Source organism: Pseudomonas syringae (assembly GCF_021605415.1).
Classification (GTDB): domain Bacteria; phylum Pseudomonadota; class Gammaproteobacteria; order Pseudomonadales; family Pseudomonadaceae; genus Aquipseudomonas; species Aquipseudomonas syringae_S.
Genome location: NZ_WKEQ01000017.1, coordinates 76,113 through 90,547, shown reverse-complemented (window position 1 = coordinate 90,547; position 14,435 = coordinate 76,113). Strand labels below are relative to the sequence as shown.

General features: G+C 58.9%; 18 protein-coding genes. 1 reads left to right on the top strand and 17 read right to left on the bottom strand.

Annotation, left to right across the window (positions count from 1 at the left end; genetic code table 11):
* Nucleotides 1-150 precede the first annotated feature (150 nt).
* From GIW69_RS14380 to GIW69_RS14300, 17 genes are all read right to left on the bottom strand, one after another.
* Nucleotides 151-711 (bottom strand): DUF1285 domain-containing protein, encoded by a 561-nt coding sequence (locus tag GIW69_RS14380; RefSeq protein WP_236483335.1) that lies wholly within the window; start codon nucleotides 709-711, stop codon nucleotides 151-153.
* A gap of 18 nt (nucleotides 712-729) precedes the next feature.
* Nucleotides 730-1,335 (bottom strand): DUF4823 domain-containing protein, encoded by a 606-nt coding sequence (locus GIW69_RS14375; protein ID WP_236483334.1) that lies wholly within the window; start codon nucleotides 1,333-1,335, stop codon nucleotides 730-732.
* 94 nt (nucleotides 1,336-1,429) lie between these two features.
* A complete protein-coding gene (locus GIW69_RS14370) occupies nucleotides 1,430-2,398 on the bottom strand; it encodes a radical SAM protein (protein WP_236483333.1) in 969 nt (322 codons plus the stop codon).
* Nucleotides 2,399-2,535: 137 nt separating this feature from the next.
* On the bottom strand, nucleotides 2,536-3,174 hold the full coding sequence (locus GIW69_RS14365) for a TetR/AcrR family transcriptional regulator (RefSeq protein ID WP_236483332.1): 639 nt from the start codon (nucleotides 3,172-3,174) through the stop codon (nucleotides 2,536-2,538).
* Nucleotides 3,175-3,528: 354 nt separating this feature from the next.
* Nucleotides 3,529-4,320: a TatD family hydrolase gene (locus GIW69_RS14360; protein ID WP_236483331.1), complete on the bottom strand. Its 792-nt coding sequence runs from the start codon at nucleotides 4,318-4,320 to the stop codon at nucleotides 3,529-3,531.
* Nucleotides 4,321-4,335: 15 nt separating this feature from the next.
* Nucleotides 4,336-4,692, bottom strand: coding sequence for a PilZ domain-containing protein (locus GIW69_RS14355; RefSeq protein ID WP_236483330.1), 357 nt, complete (start codon nucleotides 4,690-4,692; stop codon nucleotides 4,336-4,338).
* A gap of 42 nt (nucleotides 4,693-4,734) precedes the next feature.
* Nucleotides 4,735-5,721, bottom strand: a complete 987-nt coding sequence (locus GIW69_RS14350; protein ID WP_236483329.1) for a DNA polymerase III subunit delta' — start codon at nucleotides 5,719-5,721, stop codon at nucleotides 4,735-4,737.
* On the bottom strand, nucleotides 5,714-6,346 hold the full coding sequence (gene tmk, locus GIW69_RS14345) for a dTMP kinase (RefSeq protein WP_236483328.1): 633 nt from the start codon (nucleotides 6,344-6,346) through the stop codon (nucleotides 5,714-5,716). The genes GIW69_RS14350 and tmk overlap by 8 nt, the downstream gene beginning before the upstream one ends.
* Nucleotides 6,347-6,365: 19 nt before the next feature.
* Entirely contained in the window at nucleotides 6,366-7,556 is a 1,191-nt protein-coding gene (gene mltG, locus GIW69_RS14340; RefSeq protein WP_236483327.1) for an endolytic transglycosylase MltG, read from the bottom strand.
* A gap of 3 nt (nucleotides 7,557-7,559) precedes the next feature.
* The gene (gene pabC / locus GIW69_RS14335) at nucleotides 7,560-8,375 is read right to left on the bottom strand and encodes an aminodeoxychorismate lyase (RefSeq protein WP_236483326.1); all 816 of its coding nucleotides are present in this window, start codon (nucleotides 8,373-8,375) and stop codon (nucleotides 7,560-7,562) included.
* Nucleotides 8,375-9,619: a beta-ketoacyl-ACP synthase II gene (gene fabF / locus GIW69_RS14330; protein ID WP_236483325.1), complete on the bottom strand. Its 1,245-nt coding sequence runs from the start codon at nucleotides 9,617-9,619 to the stop codon at nucleotides 8,375-8,377. Before fabF ends, pabC begins: the two co-directional genes overlap by 1 nt.
* 108 nt (nucleotides 9,620-9,727) lie before the next feature.
* Nucleotides 9,728-9,964 (bottom strand): acyl carrier protein, encoded by a 237-nt coding sequence (gene acpP / locus GIW69_RS14325; protein ID WP_003175607.1) that lies wholly within the window; start codon nucleotides 9,962-9,964, stop codon nucleotides 9,728-9,730.
* Between the two features lie 196 nt (nucleotides 9,965-10,160).
* Complete coding sequence (gene fabG, locus GIW69_RS14320; RefSeq protein WP_236483324.1) at nucleotides 10,161-10,901, bottom strand: 3-oxoacyl-ACP reductase FabG; 741 nt, start codon at nucleotides 10,899-10,901, stop codon at nucleotides 10,161-10,163.
* A 16-nt stretch (nucleotides 10,902-10,917) separates the two neighbouring features.
* Nucleotides 10,918-11,856 carry an ACP S-malonyltransferase gene (fabD, locus tag GIW69_RS14315; RefSeq protein WP_236483323.1) on the bottom strand — a complete coding sequence of 313 codons (939 nt, stop codon included), beginning with the start codon at nucleotides 11,854-11,856 and terminating at the stop codon, nucleotides 10,918-10,920.
* A 126-nt stretch (nucleotides 11,857-11,982) separates the two neighbouring features.
* The gene (plsX, locus tag GIW69_RS14310) at nucleotides 11,983-12,993 is read right to left on the bottom strand and encodes a phosphate acyltransferase PlsX (RefSeq protein WP_268945471.1); all 1,011 of its coding nucleotides are present in this window, start codon (nucleotides 12,991-12,993) and stop codon (nucleotides 11,983-11,985) included.
* A gap of 4 nt (nucleotides 12,994-12,997) precedes the next feature.
* On the bottom strand, nucleotides 12,998-13,180 hold the full coding sequence (gene rpmF, locus GIW69_RS14305; protein ID WP_003179396.1) for a 50S ribosomal protein L32: 183 nt from the start codon (nucleotides 13,178-13,180) through the stop codon (nucleotides 12,998-13,000).
* Between the two features lie 13 nt (nucleotides 13,181-13,193).
* Nucleotides 13,194-13,721 carry a YceD family protein gene (locus GIW69_RS14300; RefSeq protein ID WP_003204262.1) on the bottom strand — a complete coding sequence of 176 codons (528 nt, stop codon included), beginning with the start codon at nucleotides 13,719-13,721 and terminating at the stop codon, nucleotides 13,194-13,196.
* Nucleotides 13,722-13,826: 105 nt separating this feature from the next.
* Between GIW69_RS14300 and GIW69_RS14295 the strand changes: the two genes are divergently transcribed.
* Nucleotides 13,827-14,405, top strand: coding sequence for a Maf family protein (locus GIW69_RS14295; RefSeq protein WP_236483322.1), 579 nt, complete (start codon nucleotides 13,827-13,829; stop codon nucleotides 14,403-14,405).
* Nucleotides 14,406-14,435: the final 30 nt, after the last annotated feature.

The window sequence follows — 14,435 nt, the reverse complement described above, 5'->3', positions numbered from 1 at the left end:
TGGAGGCTCACGCTAATGATCATATGATTGGGTGTCAACACCGAAATCAAAATGTAGGAGTGAGCCTGCTCGCGATTACGATGGGTCAGTGACGTATATATCGACTGACAAACCGCAATCGCGAGCAGGCTCACTCCTACAGGAAATGCCTTACGGCTCCAGCCCGATACGGAAAAACTCGCCACCGCTCCAGACACCAAGCCAGCGCTGCCCTTCAATCTCGCGACTCACCGCCAATTCCACCAACTGGTAAAACACATTGCGATGAATCAGCGCTTCAAGGTTCGTACGCACATGCACGTAAGGCGCAGGCTCCTGGGTAACCGGATCGGTCTCGACGCGAATCGGATGCTCGGCGCCCGCCTCGGTTGTTTCCTCGACGTTCGTGGTGAAGCGCAATACCTGCGTTTCGCCCTCGCCCTCCACATGGACGGCAATCGCCACGAACGGCGCATCGTCGACTTTGATGCCGACTTTCTCCACCGGGGTAATCAGAAAATAATCATCGCCGTCGCGGCGAATGATCGTGGAGAACAGCTTGACCATCGGCTTGCGCCCGATCGGTGTGCCCAGGTAATACCAGGTGCCGTCCCGGGCGATGCGCATGTCGATGTCGCCGCAGAAGTCCGGGTTCCACAAATGCACCGGCGGCAGGCCTTTGGTTTTGGGGATTTGCCCCAAGAGATCATTGGCTTTTTGCGGGCCACTCATGGCGTACTCCTTTTTGGATTATTGGTCGCTGATGCCCAACAAGCTGCGTGCGTATTGTTCCAGCGGCGGGCCGATCAGGTCTTCCGGCTTGTTGTCGTGGAACGTCAGTAAACCGCCACGACTCTTGATCCGTGCAGTATCGATCAAATACTGGGTGCTGGTCTCGATCAACATGATCTGAATCACGCCGCCGTCGATGCCGAGACGATCCACGGCTTCCTGATCGAGCCACTCATCGGAGTTGCCGATGCGATCGTCAGCCTTGGCGAAACGGGTGTACAGCAGATAATGCGCGCCGGCATCGCGGGCCTCGCCCATCGCCTGATCAAGGCCTTCCGGCGCGCGGGCGCGACGAACCATCGGGAAGTATTCGATAAAACCTTTGAACGCTTCTTCGGCCACAACGTTCGGTCGAGGATAGGCACCCCCCGGCGGAGCGAAGGCGCCTTGGGCGATAAAGATGAACGAGTCCGGCTGAATGCGGATGTTGTTCACGCGACGGCTGTCGCTGTGATCCAGCAATCCCGCGTCACTCATGTGATAGCGAGTGCCTTCGGCCATATCGCTGACATTCATGCAGCCGCCAAGCGCCAAAACGGCCAGCAGCAAAACCAGGCTACGCATCCTCATCCTCCAGAAGCCGGTGACGGAAAACCGGCGAATGGGCGTTGAATGCAGCTTTTGCGCCAGCTCTGCCTGAAGTGCGCGAATGGGTGTATCAGCCGCCGATGATCTTCATGACGGTCGCACCACCGGAGAACGCCACTTCCTGCTTGTCCCCCAACGCCTTGACCAACAACCGCTGCAACGCCGGCAAGGCCTCGTGACGCGGCTTGTCGAGCAGATCACCGACATAGTGGCGGTTACTCGACGAGAGGCAACCATGCAGCCAACCCGTGGATGACAGGCGCAATCGTGAGCAGGTTCGGCAGAACGGCACGCTTTCGTTGGCAATCACGCCAAAATGCCCGACACCCGGTATCGCGTAGCGCACAGCAGTGGCGTCCACCGGCGCATTGGCTTGCGCGTACTCATAACGCTCGCCGATCAATTCCAGCAATTGCTGCAGGCTGACGAATTGTTGCAGGAAAGCATTGGAATCCTTGGCCAGATGGCCCATGCGCATCAACTCGATGAAGCGCAACTCATAGCCGCGCTCCAGACAGTAATCGAGCAGCGGCATCACCTGATCAAGATTCTGCCCGCGCAACGGCACCATGTTGACCTTGATTTTCATCCCGGCGCCCGCCGCTTCGTCCATGCCATGAAGCACCGTCGCCAGATCGCCGCCACGGGCGATGCCGCGAAACGCGTCGGCGTCCAGTGTATCGAGGGAAACGTTGATACGCCGTATTCCGGCGTCGACCAGCAGGGGCAATTTTTTCGCGAGGAGCTGACCGTTGGTGGTCAGGCTGATGTCGTCCAGGCCCATCTTGCCGACGGCCTGCATGAATGATTCAAGCTTCGGGCTGACCAGCGGCTCACCGCCAGTAATACGCAGCCGCTCGATGCCGGCGGCTTCGATCAGATAGGCCACACCGCGCGCCATGGCTTCGGCCGACAGCTCATCTTGCGCAGCCACCAGCCGCTTGCCGTTAGGCACGCAGTAGGTACACGCGTAATTGCAGGCTGAGGTCAGACTGATCCGCAAATTGCGAAAACGCCTGCCTTGACGGTCAACGATCATGGATCACTCCGGCGAAAAAATAGCGAACCACTAAAACTTGACTCACAAATCAAGTTTTAGCAAGCCCTATGCCTGAGTATATTCCTGCGGTACTGCGCCATGTAGGGAAAACATGGCGCATAAAACAACTGAATGGCTCAGCTGCTTGGAATTTCGGGGTCGCGCTTGCGCTTGTTGCCCATGCGAACACCAATATCCATCAGGAACTGGAAGAAACCTTCCTGATCTTCCAGCACGTTGCTCCAGAACGGCGAGTGATACAGCGCCACCGCGCCGTGCACCAGCGCCCAAGCCGCGCAGTAATGGAAGTAAGGCGGTACGTCTTCAAGCTTGCCTTCGCTGATGCGGCCCTTGATGAGCAACGTCAGGCGTTCGAAGTTCGAGGCGCGGATCTTGTGCAACTCCTCGACCATTTCCGGCACTTGATTGCCCTTGACCACCTTCTCTTCCAGGCGGTCGAACAAGCGGTAGCGTTGCGGGTCGCGCATACGGAATTCAAAGTAGGCGCGGGACAGCGCTTCCTTGTCCTTGTCGACATCGGCCGAATGCAGCAACGCGTTCAAATCGCGCTCGTAATCGAGCATCAGGCGCAGATAGATTTCGGCCTTGGATTTGAAGTGCTTGTAGATCGTGCCTTTGCCGATACCCACGGCATCAGCAATCATCTCGACGGTGACACTGTCTTCACCTTGTTCGAGGAACAGCTTGAGCGCGGTATCGAGAATTTCTTGCTCGCGGCGACGAAACTCACGGACCTTACGAGGTTCTTTGTGCATAAGAAAAGGTCTGTAGGGGTCAAAATTCGAAGCCGCGTATTATGCCTAACTTGCACAAAAAAGCACGGATCATCGACTAAATCTGTGTTTCACGTTCATTTCACGAACGAACGCAGCGTAATGAGAACTCATCTGAAGCAGATGTATTCCAAATTTGTTTAAAAACCGCGTTCGACCCGCTGGACTAGGCGCCAGACTGATCAATACTTCAAATGTCGGCCGGCATCTCCCCCAAGTGCCGGGCCGATAAAGGTACCAACGGACCGCGTGCCTTTGTTTTACTCCTAATGGTCTTAACCCGGATTCACCCCCCAGAACCCGGGTTTTTTTTGCCTGCGATTTGATGCGCGGCTCCTACAGGGGTTGTCTTACATGGGCCAGGGGGAACAGGCGCTTGAAGTTTTCTGTGGTCTGCTCGGCAAATCGCTCGTAGGACTCACCGCGCAACATCGCCAGAAACTCTGCCACTTCTCGCACATATTGCGGCAAGTTCGGTTTGCCGCGATGGGGAATCGGCGCCAGGTAGGGCGAGTCGGTCTCCACCAGCAGGCGATCCGCCGGGACTTTGCTCGCCACATCGCGCAAGGCTTCGGCATTGCGAAACGTCACGATGCCGGACAGGGAAATGTAATAGCCCATGTCCAGCGCAGCCTTAGCCATGTCCCAGTCTTCGGTGAAGCAATGCAGCACACCGGCCTGGGGCAGCGCGGCTTCGCGCAGCAGTTCGAGGGTATCGGCGCGTGCGCCACGGGTGTGAATGATCACCGGTTTCCCTGTTTGCTGCGCCGCTTGCAGGTGCAGACGGAAGGATTCCTGCTGCAATTCGGCGGCCTCCGGTTCGTAGTGATAGTCCAGACCGGTTTCACCGATGGCCACCACGCGCGGATGATTGAGCTCCTGCAACAACCAATCCAGCGCTGGCGCAGCGCCCGGCTGCACGTCCAGCGGATGCACGCCGACCGAGCAATCGACGTCGTCGTAACGCTCGGCCAGGGCTTTGACATCAGCGGCGTTGTCGACGCTGACGCCGATGCACAGGAAATGCCCGACCCCGCGCTGGCGGGCCGCATCCAGTGCGGCATCCAGAGACCCGTCATGGGCGGCAAGGTCGAGGCGGTCAAGGTGACAATGGGAATCTACGAGCATAAAAAAGGCTGCAACTTACATCGTATGAGTGGGACGGTCGGACTTGAGGGCTCCGGCCAGATGAGTTTCGATGCGACTGCGGGCGGTATTGTCGCCTTCATTGAACTGAACGCCGACACCGGCCGCGCGATTGCCCTGGGCACCTTTGGGCGTGATCCAGGCGACTTTGCCGGCCACCGGGATTTTCTCGGCCTCGTCCATCAGATTCAGCAACATGAACACCTCGTCACCCAACTTGTAGCTCTTGTTGGTCGGGATGAACAAGCCGCCGTTCTTGATGAACGGCATGTACGCGGCATACAGCACCGACGTGTCCTTGATCGTCAGGGACAGGATGCCGTTTCGCGGCCCCGGATTCACGGGTTCATTCATGCTCACCTCCACTGCTGATGTGCAGAGTCTAGGCACACACGGTCATTTATGACCAGGCAAAGCCACCCATTGCACCAGCAACGCTTCAAGCAACAGCGCTGGGTTGAGGTTGGCCTTGCTCAACACTTTCTGGCGCTGGGCGAGAATCCAGTCCTGAATATTGAGGACTTTGCCCTGGGCGCTTTTTTGCGCCAGGTACTGTAAGACCTTGCGCATGTCGCTCAAGCCGAGGCCGGCTTCGTCCTGAGTCAATTGATAACGCAGGATCAGGCTCGACCAATCGCAGAACCAGTCAAACAGGCGCAGCATCGGGATGTTCTTCCATTCTTCGGCCAGTTGGGTGGGCGATTGCTGCTGCTTGAGCAACTTCTTCACCCCTTCAACCACCTGAGCCCGCTGCTCGCGTACACCCTGCGATTGCAGGTTGACCGCCATCAGCGGTGACCCCGCCGCCAGGGTCAGCAGTTCGCCGCGCTCGTCTTCGGAGCAGTCTGGCAGTGCGTCGGCGAGCCACTTCAGACTCATGGCCTCGCCCGGCAACGGGCAGGCCTGCTGCACGCAACGACTCTTGATCGTCGGCAACAAACGGCTTGGCTGGTGACTCACCAACAGCAGCACCGTATCGCCGGAAGGCTCTTCGAGGCTTTTGAGCAAGGCGTTGGCGGCGTTGATGTTCATCGCCTCGACCGGTTCGATCAGCACAACCTTGCGACCGCCCATTTGCGCAGTCTGCACCACGAATCCGACGAGATCGCGTACCTGATCGACCTTGATCGCCTTGTCGGCTTCTTCAGGTTCGAGAATGTAGTTGTCAGGATGGCTGCCGGCTTTGAGCAACAGGCAGGATTTACATTCGCCGCAGGCTTCGAGCCCGATCGGACACTGACACAGCAGCAGATTCATCAGACGCTCGGCCAAGGCGCGCTTGCCGATACCGGCCGGGCCATGCAGCAGATAGGCGTGAGCGTGCTGACTCCGTCCGGCCAGGTGCTGCCAGAGGTTGTCCTGCCATGGATAGGCCTCAGCCACGGCTCAGCTCCAGCAAACGCGGCAATAACTCGTCCAGCGATTGCTGAACCGCTGCAAGCGGTTGTCCAGCGTCAACGATTGCATAACGCGAGGGGTCGGCCTCGGCGCGCGCCAGGAATGCACTGCGCACCGCTTCGAAAAACGCGCGGCCTTCCAGCTCGAAACGATCCAGTCGACCACGGGCACTGGCGCGGGCCAGACCGATTTCCACGGGCAGATCGAAAATCAGTGTCAGATCCGGACGCAGATCGCCTTGCACAAAATTTTCCAGACTGGCGATGCGCTCCAACGACAAACCGCGCCCACCGCCCTGATAGGCGTAGGTTGAATCGGTGAAACGGTCGCACAGCACCACCGCGCCACGTGCCAATGCCGGGCGGATCACCTCGGCCAGATGCTGGGCACGGGCGGCAAACACCAGCAACAACTCGGTGTCAGGATTCATGACTTCGTCGACCGGAGCCAGCAGTACTTCGCGAATGCGCTCGGCCAGCGGTGTGCCGCCAGGCTCGCGGGTCAGCACTACCTCGATACCGGCGGCGCGCAGGCGCTCGGCGAGGTATTCGCGGTTGGTGCTTTTGCCCGCGCCTTCCGGGCCTTCCAATGTAATAAACAAGCCAGTCACAGGCAGTCCTTTATCAAAGTCATTGCGCTTTTTGCGGTGCGGCAGCGTCCGGGGTCGACGCGGGTTCCTGCGGTGGCACCTGTGGCAGGGATTCCGGCGCGGTGTTCGGTGACGCCGCCGGAATCGCCTCTTCGGCAGCAGGTGCCACTTGCGGTGTTACTGGCGCTTCGGCCGGTGTCGGCGCCGGGCTGGAACGGTAATCGGCACGACGCTTGAGCTGGAATTCGCGCACCGCATTGTTGTGCGCATCCAGATCGTCGGAGAACACATGGCTGCCATCGCCACGGGCGACAAAATACAGGCTGGTGCCGGCAACCGGATTGAGCGCGGCGTGAATCGCTTCGCGCCCGACCATCGCAATCGGCGTCGGTGGCAAACCGGGAATCATGTAAGTGTTGTACGGCGTGGCTTCCTTGAGATGCGCGCGGGTCAATTTACCGGTGTAACGATCGCCCAGACCGTAGATCACCGTCGGATCGGTCTGCAACTGCATGCCCAGACCCATGCGACGCACGAACACGCCGGCAATCTGCCCGCGCTCCTGCGGCACACCGGTTTCCTTCTCGACCAGCGAAGCCATGATCAGCGCTTGATACGGTTCGGTGTACGGCACATCAGCGGAGCGGTTTTGCCATTCTTTCGCCAACACCTCATCGAGACGGTCGAAGGCTTTCTTCAACAGTTCAGCGTCGGACATGCCACGTACAAAACGGTAGGTATCCGGGAAGAACCGGCCTTCAGGAAAGAGTCCGCGATGACCGATCTTCTCCATCACGTCACTGTCACTCAAACCATTGAGGGTTTGCGTGAGCTTTTCGTCTTTGGCCAGCGCAGCGCGCACCTGATGGAAGTTCCAGCCTTCGACCAGGGTCAGGCTGTACTGCACGACATCGCCGCGCTTCCACAGATCAATCAGACCGTTGACGGTCATACCCGGCTGCATGCGGTATTCACCGCTGTGAATCGGCGTGCCGGCGAGATTGAAACGCCAATAGACGCGCAACCAGAAAGCATCCTTGATGACGCCATCGGTTTCGAGCTCAAGAAAGGTACGGGTCGGTGTGGAGCCTTTGGGGACATCCAGCAGTTCTTCCTGCGTGATGTTCAGGGGCTGTTCCAGCGCCGAATGGATTTTCCAGGCGCTGGCGCCCAACAGCAGCCCTGCCAGAACCAGTCCGGTTTCCAGCAGCAGCAAGAGTTTACGTCTCACGAATCAAGCATCCAGTAGCGCGCGGGCAATGGTTTGCAGTTTACGGGTGAGCGGGCCAACCGGCCAGCGCAGAGCGGCATAAGCGTTTACCGGCCAGATGCCATAAACGCTGTTGCAGACGAAGACTTCATCAGCCCATTGCAGCTGTTCGAGGCTGATGTCGGTGATTTGTACGGGGATAGCCAACGACTCGGCCTGAAACAATATTTCGGCACGCATCACACCGGCAACGCCGCAACGCTTCAGATCGGCGGTGATCAGCACACCGTCTCGCACCATAAACAGATTGCTGAATACGCCTTCGATCACGCGTCCCGCCTGGTCGAGCATCAGCCCTTCGGCGTGTTCGGCGTCCTGCCATTCCGCACGGGCGATGACTTGCTCCAGACGATTCAGGTGCTTGAGCCCGGCGAGCAAAGGCTGGGTGGACAGCCGTGTGGCGCAGGGAAACAAGCGAATACCCTGCTCGCCGTGGGCCGCAGGATACGCAGCGGGTGGATTGCCTTGCAGAATGCGCCGGCCTTGCGCAGTCGGATCAGGCGCATAACCACGCAGACCATCGCCACGGGTCAGGATGAGCTTGAGCACGCCCTCGCCCATCGCCGAGGCATAGGCCAATAATTCAGTACGAACCAGATCGATATCCGCCGCAATCGCCAGGCGCATGCAGCCATCGGTCAGACGCGTCAGGTGACGATCCAGCAGCAACGGCTGGCCGCCACGCACGGCGATGGTCTCGAACAGACCGTCGCCGTAAGCCAGGCCGCGATCTTTCAGCGACAGAGCGTGCGCCGGCTGACCGTCGACCCAGCTGTCCATCAGCCTGCGAACCGACGGAACGCCAGCGTACCGTTGGTGCCGCCGAACCCGAAGGAGTTGGACAGCACGACATCGATGTCCATGTTGCGCGCGGTGTGCGGCACAAAATCGAGATCGCAGCCTTCGTCCGGCTCGTCGAGGTTGATGGTCGGCGGGGCAACCTGGCTGTTGATCGCCAGCACACTGAAGATCGCCTCGACCGCGCCCGCCGCACCCAACAGGTGACCGGTCATCGATTTCGTCGAACTGACGGCCAGCTTATAGGCGTGATCGCCGAACACGGTTTTCAACGCATTGGCTTCGGCGAGGTCGCCGGCCGGCGTCGACGTGCCGTGGGCGTTGATGTACTGAACCTGATCGGCGTTGATCTTCGCGTCGCGCAGCGCATTGGCAATGCAACGGGCGGCACCGGCGCCGTCGGCAGGTGGCGAAGTCATGTGGAACGCATCGCCACTGGTGCCAAAACCAATCAGCTCGGCGTAGATGGTCGCGCCACGCGCCCTGGCGTGCTCCAGCTCTTCAAGCACCAAGGCACCGGCGCCGTCGGACAGCACAAAACCGTCGCGCCCCTTGTCCCAAGGACGGCTGGCGCGGGTTGGGTCATCGTTGCGGGTCGACAGTGCGCGGGAGGCACCAAAGCCGCCCATGCCCAGACCGCACGCGGCCATTTCGGCACCGCCGGCGATCATCACGTCAGCTTCGTCGTACATAATGTTGCGCGCCGCCATCCCGATGCAGTGCGTACCAGTGGTACATGCGGTGGCGATGGCGTAGTTAGGCCCCTGTGCACCCAAATGGATGGACAGAAACCCGGAAATCATATTGATGATCGAGCCTGGAACGAAGAATGGCGAAATTCGACGCGGGCCGGAATCATGCAGGGTACGGCTGGTTTCTTCGATGTTGGTCAGGCCGCCGATCCCCGAACCCATGGCTACGCCAATGCGCTCACGGTTGGCATCGGTGACTTCCAGACCTGCGTTGCGAACGGCTTGAAAACCTGCCGCGAGACCGTACTGGATGAACAGGTCGAGCTTGCGTGCTTCCTTGACCGAGAGATATTCCTCGACATTGAAGCCCTTTACCGAGCCGCCAAAACGGGTGGAATAGGCAGAAAGGTCGGTGTGTTCGATCAGACCAATGCCACTGCGGCCAGCCAGAATGCCCTGCCAACTGCTCGGCACATCCGTGCCCAGTGGCGACAACATACCCATACCGGTGACTACGACGCGTCTACGCGACACAGCACTCTCCTTTTTCAAATGACGACTTTGCATCAGGCCTAAAGAAAAAACCGCACGCCATGATGGCAGTGCGGTTTTTCCATGACAGCAAGCAACGATTACAAACTATTACGCCTGGTGGCTAGTAACGTAGTCGATTGCAGCTTGTACAGTAGTGATCTTTTCAGCTTCTTCGTCAGGGATTTCGGTCTCGAATTCCTCTTCCAGAGCCATCACCAGCTCAACGGTGTCAAGGGAGTCGGCACCCAGGTCTTCAACGAAGGAAGCAGTGTTGACCACTTCTTCTTCTTTAACGCCCAGTTGCTCGGCAACGATTTTCTTGACGCGCTCTTCGATGGTGCTCATACCTTGTTTTCACTCCTAATGGACAAATTCAGGCAGCTGGCCAGGGCGTAAGTGTATAGAAAGACTTTTCAGCTTTTCAACTGAAAGCTTCACTCCTCGAACCCCGTGGCCCGCCGCCTATAAATAGATTGCAGCTTTATAACGGATTTTAGACAGCTCGTATGACATTTTTTTGAAGCAATCCGTCACATTTTACTTACATGTACATCCCGCCGTTCACCGGGATTGTAGCCCCAGTCACGTAGGCTGCACCGTCGGAAGCAAGAAAAGCGACCACGGACGCGATCTCTTGAGCCTGCCCCAGACGACCCAGCGGAATTTGCGCCTGCAAGGCTTCACGTTGCGCTTCAGGCAGTTCGCGGGTCATATCGGTGTCGATGAACCCTGGGGTCACCGAGTTGACCGTAATCGAACGCGAACCGACTTCACGCGCCATCGCACGGCTGAAACCTTCCAGGCCGGCCTTGGCGGCGGCGTAGTTTACTTGGCCTGCGTTGCCCATGGCACCCACTACCGAACCAATACTGATAATCCGGCCCCAGCGCGCCTTGGTCATGCCGCGCAAAACACCCTTGGACAGGCGATATAGACTGTTCAGGTTGGTATCGATAACGTCATACCACTCGTCATCTTTCATGCGCATCATCAGATTATCGCGAGTGATACCGGCATTATTGACCAGAATCGCCGGCGCGCCGAACTGTGCCTGAATGGCCGCGATCACTGTGCTGACCGATTCGTCGCTAGTGACATTCAGTTCCAGGCCCGTGCCCTGGATACCATGCTCTTTCAGGGTCGCGGCAATGGCCTCGGCACCTTTGGCGGACGTCGCAGTACCGACGACAATGGCGCCCTGACGACCCAGTTCCAGCGCGATAGCCTGACCGATGCCACGACTTGCACCGGTGACCAGTGCAACTTTACCTTGCAGACTCATGCAAGTTTCTCCTGATTCAGGCTTGCGCTGCGCGGGCGGCAGCGAAAGCATCTGGGGTGTTGAGGTTGGAAGTCGATACGCCTTCGGCGCAACGTTTGTTCAGGCCGGCCAGTACTTTTCCAGGACCGCACTCGACCAGATTGGTCGCGCCCTTGGCCGCCAGTGCCTGTACCGATTCGACCCAGCGAACCGGCTTATACAATTGCTCCAGCAGATCGCGCTTGAGGGTCTCCAGATCCGCCGGCACCGCAGCGCTGACGTTCTGTACCACCGGGATCTGCGGCGCCTGCCAGTCGATGGCAGCGATGGACTCGGCGAAGCGCTCGGCGGCCGGGCGCATCAGCTCGCAGTGCGACGGCACGCTGACCGGCAGCGGCATGGCGCGTTTGGCACCGCGCGCCTTGCAGCCTTCGATGGCGCGATCCACAGCAGCCTTGGCACCGGCGATCACCACTTGGCCCGGGGAGTTGAAGTTGACGGCGCTGACTACGTCGCCCTGAGCCGCTTCGGCACAGGCCGCCAGGACGTCCGCATCTTCCAGTCCGAGAATGGCGGCCATACCACCCTGCCCGGCCGGAACGGCTTCCTGCATCAGCTGACCACGGCGCTCAACGAGCTTCACCGCGTCCGCCAGGCTCAGGCTGCCGGCAGCAACCAGCGCGCTGTACTCGCCCAGGCTGTGACCGGCAACAAATGCCGGGCGCGCACCACCTTCGGCCAGCCACAGACGCCACAGGGCGATCGAGGCAGTCAGAATGGCTGGCTGGGTTTTGTCGGTTTGATTGAGCAGCTCTTCCGGCCCTTGCTGGGTCAGCGCCCAAAGGTCGTAGCCGAGTGCATCGGAGGCTTCTTTGAATGTTTCGAGGATCGACGGGTATTGCGCGCCCAGCTCGGCCAGCATGCCGAGGGACTGCGAGCCCTGTCCTGGAAAGACGAATGCGAGGGAAGCAGACATGTAACAAGCCCCTAATGATCTTGTCGTCGGAGAAATGGCGCCCTGCTTTGAGGACGCAAGAAACTGACAGTTTGGATGGCCCTTTGAACCGGGCGGTCACATTTAAGCATTGTCAGACGAAAACGCCTAAGACAACAAATCCTCCAGACGACCGTGAATGCGCCCGGGCAGGTTCTCCTGAATCTCGATCAAGGCCCGCTGAATCGCACTCTGGAAGCCCTGAACACCGGCCGAACCATGACTTTTCACAACGATGCCCTGCAAACCCAGGAAACTCGCACCGTTGTGTCGCGCCGGGGCCAGATCGGCCTGCAATCGCTTCATCAATGGCAGCGCCAAAGCGCCGATTGCGCGGGAGGCAAGGTTTTTCTTGAACAGCGCTTCAATGCGCGAGGCGATCATGGTCGCCAGTCCTTCGCTGGACTTGAGCAGAATATTGCCGACAAACCCGTCGCAGACCACAACGTCCGCCTCGCCCCGATACAACCCGTCGCCTTCGATAAAGCCGATGTAATTGATGCCTCGCGCCGCTTGCAGCAAGGTCGCGGCGAGCTTGACCTGCTGATTGCCCTTGATGTCTTCCGTACCGATGTTCAGCAGTGCCACTCGCGGCCGGGAAATACCCAATGTCTGCGCTGCGACCGAGCCCATGACGGCGAACTGCAGCAACTGCTCGGCACTGCAATCGACGTTGGCTCCCAGGTCGAGCAACTGGCAATAACCGGCCTGGGTCGGAATGGCGGCAACCATCGCCGGCCGATCAATGCCGGGCAAGGTTTTCAAGACAAAACGTGACAACGCCATCAGCGCCCCGGTATTGCCGGCACTGACACAGGCTTGCACCTTGCCATCGCGCAGCATTTCAAGGGCGACACGCATCGACGAATCCGGCTTGCCGCGCAAGGCCTGGGCGGGTTTTTCGTCCATGGTAATGACTTCGGACGCCGGCATGATCGTCAGGCGTGCGCGATCGGCAGCCGATTGGCCGGAGATCAATTCTTCTAAAAGGGAGGGTTGACCGACGAGGGTCAGGTGCAGCGAGGGCGTAGCAGAAAGGCAAGCAAGGCTGGCCTGAACAATGCTGCGGGGACCGAAGTCCCCGCCCATTGCGTCAATCGCGATGACTTGAGCGGACAAGTGATTACTCGTCAGCGCCCTTGTCGATCACTTTACGGCCACGGTATACGCCTTCTGGCGATACGTGGTGACGCAGGTGAACTTCACCAGTGGTTTTTTCTACAGACAGGGTGCTTGCCTCGAGAGCGTCGTGCGAACGGCGCATGTCACGGGCGGAGCGGGATTTTTTGTTCTGCTGAACAGCCATAATTGATTAACTCCTAAACGTTTGGGTCACGCTTTAACTGCGCCAATACACTGAACGGGTTGGACCGCGTTACCTCGTCCTCGCTCGGTTCGGGCTCATCTGCTCCCGCCGGCTGCTGGCATTCTTCCGGATGATGAGCAGGCACAATGGGCAAGGCGAGCAGAAGCTCCTCCTCGATCAGTGACTGCAGATCCAATGGATCTTCGCCCAGTTCCAGCACGTCATAACCTTTCGGTAACGACTGGGTATTCGCACCCTCCTTCACCACCGCGTAACTGCATTCGCTGTGGATCGGCAGGGTGACCAGCTCAAGACAACGCTGGCAAACCATTTTGACTTCGGTGTCGATAAAACTGTGGATCACCACAGATTTACGTTCATCTCGTTCAAAAACGAATTTGGCCTGCACCGTACCGACATCGTCGGAAAGCGGGTCGCAGAGTCTCTTCAAATCGGCCAGCAGCAGTTCACCTTGAAGGGTGGTGCCACGGTCAGCCAATTTGCGCGGGTCAACGTGAGGTGGAATCGGGTCATTCAACATAGGCGCAGCATTATAGGGATGCACCCGGCCATGTCAAAGGAAATTGCGCCCTGTCCGTCACTTACGAGCGTCCGCTAGAATCCCCTCCTGCCTCAGGAGATGCGAATGCTGCCTTTATTACTCGCTTCAAGCTCAAATTATCGCCGTGAATTGCTCGCCCGCCTGCAACTGCCATTCAGCTGCAGCTCACCGGATATCGACGAAAGCAACCGCCCGGGCGAGTCTGCCATCGATCTGGTCAGACGCCTGGCCGAACAAAAAGCCCGGGCACTGGCCGATACCCATACCGCTCATCTGATCATCGGCTCGGATCAAGTCGCCGTACTCGGCGAGCGAATCATCGGCAAGCCGCACACCTTCGAAAAGGCACGCGAGCAACTGCTGGCCGCCAGCGGCGCCAGCGTCACCTTCCTGACCGGTCTCGCCCTGCTCAACAGCCAGACCGGCGAATGCCAGGTCGACTGCGTGCCGTTCACCGTGCACATGCGCGCACTGGATCAGGCCGCCATCGAACGCTACCTGCGCGCCGAACAACCCTATGATTGCGCCGGCAGCTTCAAGGCCGAAGGACTGGGCGTAAGTCTGTTCCAGCGCACCGAAGGCCCGGACGCCACAAGCCTCATCGGCTTGCCGCTCATCCGCCTGATCGACATGCTCACGGCAGAAGGCATTCAAATCCCCTGAAACGCAAAAAATTGCAGCCACGACCCGCCC

Bases quoted from the DNA above. Each gene is read 5' to 3' on its own strand.
- GIW69_RS14380 (WP_236483335.1), bottom strand. From the start codon at position 711: ATGAGTGGCCCGCAAAAAGCCAATGATCTCTTGGGGCAAATCCCCAAA.
- GIW69_RS14375 (WP_236483334.1), bottom strand. From the start codon at position 1,335: ATGCGTAGCCTGGTTTTGCTGCTGGCCGTTTTGGCGCTTGGCGGCTGC.
- GIW69_RS14370 (WP_236483333.1), bottom strand. From the start codon at position 2,398: ATGATCGTTGACCGTCAAGGCAGGCGTTTTCGCAATTTGCGGATCAGT.
- GIW69_RS14365 (WP_236483332.1), bottom strand. From the start codon at position 3,174: ATGCACAAAGAACCTCGTAAGGTCCGTGAGTTTCGTCGCCGCGAGCAA.
- GIW69_RS14360 (WP_236483331.1), bottom strand. From the start codon at position 4,320: ATGCTCGTAGATTCCCATTGTCACCTTGACCGCCTCGACCTTGCCGCC.
- GIW69_RS14355 (WP_236483330.1), bottom strand. From the start codon at position 4,692: ATGAATGAACCCGTGAATCCGGGGCCGCGAAACGGCATCCTGTCCCTG.
- pabC (WP_236483326.1), bottom strand. From the start codon at position 8,375: ATGGACAGCTGGGTCGACGGTCAGCCGGCGCACGCTCTGTCGCTGAAA.
- acpP (WP_003175607.1), bottom strand. From the start codon at position 9,964: ATGAGCACCATCGAAGAGCGCGTCAAGAAAATCGTTGCCGAGCAACTG.
- fabG (WP_236483324.1), bottom strand. From the start codon at position 10,901: ATGAGTCTGCAAGGTAAAGTTGCACTGGTCACCGGTGCAAGTCGTGGC.
- fabD (WP_236483323.1), bottom strand. From the start codon at position 11,856: ATGTCTGCTTCCCTCGCATTCGTCTTTCCAGGACAGGGCTCGCAGTCC.
- rpmF (WP_003179396.1), bottom strand. From the start codon at position 13,180: ATGGCTGTTCAGCAGAACAAAAAATCCCGCTCCGCCCGTGACATGCGC.
- GIW69_RS14300 (WP_003204262.1), bottom strand. From the start codon at position 13,721: ATGTTGAATGACCCGATTCCACCTCACGTTGACCCGCGCAAATTGGCT.
- GIW69_RS14295 (WP_236483322.1), top strand. From the start codon at position 13,827: ATGCTGCCTTTATTACTCGCTTCAAGCTCAAATTATCGCCGTGAATTG.